Annotated in this window: 5 protein-coding genes; 1 reads left to right on the top strand and 4 read right to left on the bottom strand. The window is 68.2% G+C overall.

Going from position 1 to position 6,787, the window contains the following annotated elements; genetic code table 11:
- Window positions 1-127: 127 nt before the first annotated feature.
- Genes greA through WKI94_RS11175 form a run of 3 tightly spaced genes read right to left on the bottom strand, consistent with a single transcriptional unit; the run spans window position 128 to window position 3,231 of the window.
- Window positions 128-598: a transcription elongation factor GreA gene (gene greA, locus WKI94_RS11185; RefSeq protein ID WP_337845810.1), complete on the bottom strand. Its 471-nt coding sequence runs from the start codon at window positions 596-598 to the stop codon at window positions 128-130.
- Window positions 599-652: 54 nt separating this feature from the next.
- On the bottom strand, window positions 653-1,384 hold the full coding sequence (locus WKI94_RS11180) for an aminotransferase class IV (protein WP_337845809.1): 732 nt from the start codon (window positions 1,382-1,384) through the stop codon (window positions 653-655).
- Window positions 1,381-3,231 carry a chorismate-binding protein gene (locus tag WKI94_RS11175; RefSeq protein WP_337845808.1) on the bottom strand — a complete coding sequence of 617 codons (1,851 nt, stop codon included), beginning with the start codon at window positions 3,229-3,231 and terminating at the stop codon, window positions 1,381-1,383. The genes WKI94_RS11180 and WKI94_RS11175 overlap by 4 nt, the downstream gene beginning before the upstream one ends.
- 201 nt (window positions 3,232-3,432) lie before the next feature.
- On the opposite strand from WKI94_RS11175, the gene WKI94_RS11170 reads away from it, so the two are divergent.
- On the top strand, window positions 3,433-3,756 hold the full coding sequence (locus tag WKI94_RS11170; protein ID WP_337845807.1) for a Uma2 family endonuclease: 324 nt from the start codon (window positions 3,433-3,435) through the stop codon (window positions 3,754-3,756).
- Window positions 3,757-3,766: 10 nt separating this feature from the next.
- Here WKI94_RS11170 and metH read toward each other — a convergent pair.
- Window positions 3,767-6,787 (bottom strand): methionine synthase (metH, locus tag WKI94_RS11165; protein ID WP_337845806.1); only part of this gene is annotated, 3,021 nt, incomplete at its 5' end.

The raw sequence follows: 6,787 nt of genomic DNA, 5'->3' as shown, positions 1-6,787 counted from the left end.
GCCAGCCGGGCTCCCTTCCACATCTCCTGGCCGATGGTGGTAAGCTGCATTCGTGGGGACCTCCTTCATGTTGGAGTGGTCCCCACATTTTAGTTGGGGCAGTCTCACATGTGTTTGTCCGAGCACACTAGAGGGGCTTGATCTCCAGGATGGTGTAGACCTGGGCGCCCCGCTTGCCCTTGATCTCCACCACGTCCCCCACCCTCTTCCCCAAAAGGGCCTGGCCCAGGGGGGACTCATCGGAGATCTTGCCGCTGAAAATGTCGGCCTCGTGGCTGCCCACGATGGAGAGGGAAAGCCTCTCCCCGGCCTCCGTCTCCAGCTCCACCTGACAGCCCAAGGCCACGGTGTCAAAGGAGCCGTTCCCCTCCACCACCACCGCCCGGCTCAGGAGGTCCTCCAGCTGGGCGATGCGGGCCTCGTTCTGCCACATGGCCCGCCGGGCCTCATCGTAGCCGGCGTTTTCCCGCAGGTCCCCTTCCTCCAGGGCCTGCTCAAAGTCGGCGGAGATCTCCTGCCGCTTGGTGGTCTTCAGGTAGTTGAGCTCGTCCTGAAGGCGCTTAAGACCTTCGGGCGTGAGGTAGACGGGCTTCTTCATCCTTTCCTCCAGGGTAAAAACGGGGACCAGCCCAAGGGGCCTGGGCTGGCCGCACTAACCAGTATACCAGCGGGGGCGGAAAGCCTCTAGGAGGGGAAGGAGCTCCATAGGGGGCGGCCCCACGGAAAGGAGGCCCACCCCGCTGCCTGCCAGGAGGAGGGTGCCTTTGAGGTCATCTGGACGGAAAAACCCCTCCCCCACCTCGAGGCCTAAGGCCCGGGCCTTCTCCGCCACCTTTTCCCGGGTGATGCCCTCGAGGCCCCCCTGGAGCACCCAAAGCCGCCCCTCCCTGTAGAGGAGGGGGCTGGTGCGGCTCCCGTCCACCACGTGCCCCCAAGCATCCAGGAGGAGGCCCTCAAAGGCCCCCGCCCGCGTGGCCTCGAGGAGGGCCAGGCGGTAGGGGAGGTAGTTCCCCGTCTTGTAGCGGGCCAGGTCGGGGTGGACGCGGTAGGGGGTGAGGCGGACCCTTACCCCCTCCCGGTAGGCCTCCGGGGGCGGGGGGGTGTAGGGCCGGGCCTCGGAAAGCCAAACCCCCTCCCCCACGGTGAAGCGCAGGCGCAGGTCAGGGCCTAGGGGGAGGAGGGCCTTAAGGTCCTCCAGAAAGGCCCCATCCCCAGGGTGCGGAAGGCCCAGGGCCTCCGCATGCCGGCGGAGCCTATGGAGGTGCTCCTCCAGCCAAAGGGGCTCGCCCCCCTCGGCGCGCAGGGTGGTGAAGACGCTCACCCCGTGGTAGAGGAAGCTTTCGGGCAAGGGGCCCTCCCAAGGCTTTCCGCAAAGGAGCCTCATCCCACCTCCAAAAAACGGGCCAGAAGCTCCATCCCCCAAGGGGAGAGGATGCTTTCCGGGTGGAACTGGACCCCGAAGGCCACCCCCCCGTCCCAGATGGCCATGGGAAGGCCGTCCTCCGTCCAGGCGAGGAGGCGCGCCCCTGGGGGCAGGTTCCGGAGGGCCAGGGAGTGGTAGCGGGCAAAGGGCAGGGGGTTGGGGAGGCCCCGGAAGAGGGCTTCCCCTCCGTGAAAGATGGGGTGGGCCTCCCCGTGGACGGGAGGGGCACGGAAGAGCTCCGCCCCCAAGGCCACCCCCAGGGCCTGGTGGCCCAGGCAGACGCCGAGGAAAGGCACCCCCTCCTTGAGGGCGAGCCGGGTCCAGTCCAGGATCCGCCCCGCGGTGAAGGGGTCCTTGGGGCCGGGGCCTAGGAGAAGGTGGGTGTGGCCCTTAAGCCCCGGAGCCTCCTCCCCGCCCACCACCTCCACCTCCGCCCCCAAGGCCTTTAAGTAGTCCACCAGGTTGTAGCTGAAGGAATCCCGGTTCTCCACGAAGAGGACCCGGGCCTTAAGGCGCCTTGGGGGGGGAGGGGGCCGCCAGGCAGAAGAGGGCTTGGGGGGAGCCGGGGGGTGGCCCGGCCTCTCCCCCCTTAGGGCCCGGAGGAGGGCCTCCGCCTTATGGAGGGTTTCCCGGTACTCCGCCTCGGGCCTCGAGGCGATGACCACCCCCGCCCCCGCGGAGAAGAAGAGGGTCTGCCCCACCCGGTAAAAGGAGCGGATGAGGATGTTGAAGTCCGCCCCTCGGCCCGAGACGTACCCTAGGCTTCCGGTGTAGGCCCCCCGGGGGACGGGCTCCAGGTCCCGGATGGCCTCCATCACCGTGGACTTGGGGGCCCCGGTGATGGTCCCCCCTGGGAAGAGGGCGGCGAAGGCCTCTCCCAAGGAGGTCCGGCTATACCCCTCCACCTCCGAGACCAGGTGCATCACGTGGGCGTAGCGCTCCACGGTGAAAAGCTCCCGCACCCGCACCGTGCCCGGCAGGGCCACCCGGGCCAGGTCGTTGCGCAGGAGGTCCACCAGCATGGCGTGCTCCGCCCGCTCCTTGGGGGAAGAAAGGAGCGCTTCCTCCAAAAGGAGGTCCTCCCCCTCACCCCTCCCCCTAGGCCGGGTGCCGGCGATGGGCCGGGTGAGGAGGCGGGCCCCCACCTTCTGGAAAAGCCTTTCCGGGCTTCCCGAGACCACCGCCCACCCCTCCCCTTCCAGAAGGCCCATGAAGGGGGAAGGGTTTAGAGCCCGGAGGCGGGCGTAAAGGGCCAAGGGGTCCAGGGGGGCCTCCACGCGGAAGCGGTGGGAGAGGTTCACCTGGTAGACCACCCCCGCGCGGATCCTTTCCTGAACCTCCTCCACCCCCTTGAGGAAGGCCTCCCGGGGGTAATCGCTCTCCAGGGCCAAGGGGGGAAAGGGGGGCGGGGCGTAGGGTTTGGGGCGCAAGGGAAAGGAGGGGGTTTGCACCAGGCGGCCCTCGAGGAGGGCATACCCCTCAGGGTAGTAGAGGAAGGCCGCCTCGGGGAGGCCGGGCACCGGCGGGTGGGTGGGAAGGCCCAGGTGGCAGGCGAACTCGTAGGCGAAAAACCCGATCCAGGCAGGGAAAAACCCCTTCCCAAGACCCCTTTCCAAGTAGCGGAAGACCTCCCGGGCCTCCCCCACCCGCCGGCCGTCCAGGTAGAGCCCCCCCTCAACGACCTCCAAGGTGTGGCGGGGCCTCACCCCCAGGAGGCTCAGGCGGCCAAAGGGGGTCTTCGGGCCTAGGGACTCCAGGAGGGCAGGGCGGAGCCCCAGGGCACGGGCGGCGTGGTAGAGGGCCAGCACAACGGGTAAGTATACTTAGGGAGAAGGCCAGGGTCCGGCACCGCCTCACCGTGGAGGCATACCACAAGGCCTACCAGGCAGGGGCCCTACCGGAGCGGGTGGAGCTTTTGGCAGGGGAAGTCTATGCCGTGCCGCCCATGGGGAAGAAACGCCGGCTTTATATCATGCACCTGGACAGGGTTTTCCAGGAGGCCTTTGGGGATGAAGAGGTGGTTATGGTCCGGTGCCCCCTGGTGCTACCCCCGGACTCCGAACCCGTACCCGACCTGGTCCTCCTGCGCCCCTTACCGGGAAAGGGACCCGCTGCCCGAGGACGTCCTCCTCCTGGTGGAGGTCTCCGAGACCACCCTGGTCCAGGACCGCACCCTGAAGCTCCCCCTTTACCAGCAGGCGGGCCTCCCTGAGGTCTGGATCGTGAACCTCCTGGAGGAGGTCCTGGAGGTCTACGCCTTCCCCCATTACCTCCCGAAGCGCCATGCCAAGGGGGAAAAGTGGCCCCCAAGGCCCTCCCCACCCGGGCCCTAAAGTGGTGGGTCTAGACGCTGAAGTAGCGGGCCTCGGGGTGGTGGACGATGAGGGCGCTGGTGGAGAACTCCGGGTCCAGCTGGAAGTTCTCCGTGAGGCGCACGCCCACCTGGCGGAAGTCCAAAAGCCGGTCCAGCTTGGCTTGGTCCTCGAGGTCCGGACAGGCGGGGTAGCCGAAGGAGTAGCGGGCCCCCTGGTAGCCAAGCTGGAACAGTTTTCGCACATCCGTGGCGTCCTTGTCTGCTATGCCCCACATCTGCCGGATGCGCTTGTGCCAGTACTCCGCCAAGGCCTCCGTCATCTCCACGCTGAAGCCGTGGACCAGGAGGTAGTCCTGGTAGGCCCCACCGTCGTAGAGGGCCTTGGCCTTCCTCGCGGGGCCCTCCCCCATGGTGACGATCTGGACCGCCAGCACGTCCCGCGCCCCCTGGGCGTAGGCGGGAAGCCAGCCTTCCTCGTCCCCCGAGGGGGGGGCGAAGCGGGGGCGGAAGTAGTCCACCAGGGAAAGCCCCCCGCCCTTCTGCCGGGGAAAGTGGAAGCGCTCCAGGACCTCCCCCGTCTCGGGGTTGAACACCAAAAGCTCCTCCCCCTCCCGGGCCGCGGGGAAGAAGCCGTAGCGCACCCTAGGGGTAAGCCAACCCTCCTCCTTGGCCTCCCTTAGGAGGCGACGGAAGTGGGGCTCCGCCTCCCGCTCCACCAGGGCCTGCCACTCCTTTTGGGAAAGCCCTTTGCGGCTATACCCCCACTGGCCCCGGTAAAGGGCCAGCTTGTTCACGTAGTGGGCGATGGTGAAGAGGTCCAGGCCCTCCTCCTGCCGCACCCCGAAGAAGGGGGGGCGGGGAATGGAGGGGGCCTCCCCCACGGGCTTGGCCCGCACCTCCACCCTTGGGGCCTCCTTGGCGGGCTTCGTGGGGGCGCGGCGGGTGAGGTCAGGGGGGGCGTGGCCCGTGAGCTCCTCCATGAGCCTAAGCCCCTCAAAGGCGTCCTCCGCGTAGTAGACGTTGGGGTAGACCTTCCTGAGGTCCTCCTCCACAAAGGCGCGGGTGAGGGCCGCCCCGCCCAGGATCACGGGCAGGGTGTACCCCCTTTCCGCCATGTACTCCAGGTTCTCCTTCATCACCTGGGTGCTCTTCACCAGGAGGCCCGACATGCCCAGGGCGTGGGGCTTGTGCTCCTCCACCGCCTTTAACATCTCCTCAATGGGCACCTTGATGCCCAGGTTCACCACCCGGTAGCCGTTGTTGGTGAGGATGATGTCCACCAGGTTCTTGCCGATGTCGTGCACATCCCCCTTCACCGTGGCCAGGACCATGGTGCCCTTCCCCTCCCCTCGCTTTTCCATGTGGGGCTCCAGATGGGCCACGGCCCGCTTCATCACCTCCGCCGCCTGGAGGACGAAGGGGAGCTGCATCTTCCCCGCCCCGAAAAGCTCCCCCACCTCCTTCATCCCCGCAAGGAGGGGGCCGTTGATGAGGTCCAAAGGCGTGTGGCCTGCCCGTAGGGCCTCGTCCAGGTCGGCCTCGAGGCCCACCTTCCGCCCCTCCACGATGCGCCGCTTAAGCCGTTCCAGAAGGGGCAGGGCCTGGAAGGCGTCCTCTTTCCGGGCGGGGTCTTCCTGGTGGGCCTCGAAGTAGGCCATGAAGGCGAGGAGGGGGTCATACCCCTCCCGCCTCCGGTCGTAGATGAGGTCCAGGGCCAGGGCGTAGGCCTCCTCGGGGATCTCGTGGATGGGGAGGATCTTCCCCGCGTCCACGATGGCCGCGGTAAGGCCTCGCTTCCTCGCCTCGTCCAGAAAGACGGAGTTCAGGACCCGGCGGGCCCTGGGCTTTAGCCCGAAGGAGACGTTGGAAACCCCAAGGACAAACCCCACCCCGGGCAGGCGCTGGGCGAGCTCCTCCATGGCCTCCAGGGTCTCCCGGGCCAGGGGGCGGCTCTCCTCGTCCCCTTGGGTGATGGGGAAGGTGAGGAGGTCAAAGAGGAGGTCCTCGGGGCGGAGGCCGTGGTGCTCCGTGAGGCGCTCGTACATGCGGAGGGCCACCTCCACCTTGCGGGCGCGGGTCTTGGCCATCCCCTCCTCGTCAATGGCCAAGGCCACCAAGGCCGCCCCGTGGGCCTTGGCCAGGGAGGCCACCCGGTCAAAGCGCTCCAGGCCATCCTCCAGGTTGGCGGAGTTCAGGAGGAGCCGCCCCGGGAGGTGGCGGAGGGCGAGGTCCATGGCCTCGGGGGAGGTGGAGTCCACCATGAGGGGCACGGTGACCGCGGTGGCCAGGCGGGGGAGGAGCCAGCGGAGGTCCTTAAGCTCGTCCCGGCCTGTCCAGGCCACGGAGAGGTCCAGGGCGTGGGCCCCTTCCGCCACCTGCTCCCGGGCCAGGGCCAGGATGCCCTCCAGGTCCCCCGCGAAGAGCATCTCCCGGAAGCGCTTGCTCCCCGTGGCGTTGAGCCTCTCCCCGATGAGGAAAAGGCTCGCCTCCTGCCTCAGGGGCACCGCCTGGTAGAGGGAGGCCACCTGGGGAGGGAAGGCGGAAGGCCTGTTGGGGACAGGTAGGCCCCGCACCGCCTCCGCTAGGGCGCGGATGTGGGCTGGCCCCGTGCCGCAACACCCCCCCACGGCGTTCACCCCGTAGTCCAGGACGAACTTCCTCTGCCAACGGGCGAGCTCCTCCGGGGTGAGGTCGTAGACCACCCTTCCCCCCTCGTTCCGGGGCAGGCCCGCGTTGGGCAAGCAGGAGACGAAGCGGGTGCTGTGCTCGGCGAAGTAACGGATCTTGCTGTCCATGAGGTCGGGGCCGGTGGCGCAGTTCATCCCCACCACGTCTATGGGGAGGCTTTCCAGGGCGGCCAAGGCCGCGGCCTCGTCCGTGCCCACCAGCATGGTGCCCGTGGCCTCCATGGTCACCTGCACCTGGAGGGGCACCTCCCGCCCCACCTCGGCCATGGCCTCCCGCACCGCCAAGACCGCGCAGCGGACTTGCAGGATGTCCTGGGCCGTTTCCAGCAGGATGAGGTCCACCCCGCCAAGGAGAAGGCCCCG

It is taken from the genome of Thermus sp. (assembly GCF_037444525.1).
In the GTDB taxonomy this organism is placed as follows: Bacteria; Deinococcota; Deinococci; order Deinococcales; family Thermaceae; genus Thermus.
Note: the sequence above shows the minus strand (reverse complement) of the source record. Positions and strands in the feature narration are given on the sequence as shown.

Bases quoted from the DNA above. Each gene is read 5' to 3' on its own strand.
- greA (WP_337845810.1), bottom strand. From the start codon at position 598: ATGAAGAAGCCCGTCTACCTCACGCCCGAAGGTCTTAAGCGCCTTCAG.
- WKI94_RS11180 (WP_337845809.1), bottom strand. From the start codon at position 1,384: ATGAGGCTCCTTTGCGGAAAGCCTTGGGAGGGCCCCTTGCCCGAAAGC.
- WKI94_RS11170 (WP_337845807.1), top strand. From the start codon at position 3,433: ATGAAGAGGTGGTTATGGTCCGGTGCCCCCTGGTGCTACCCCCGGACT.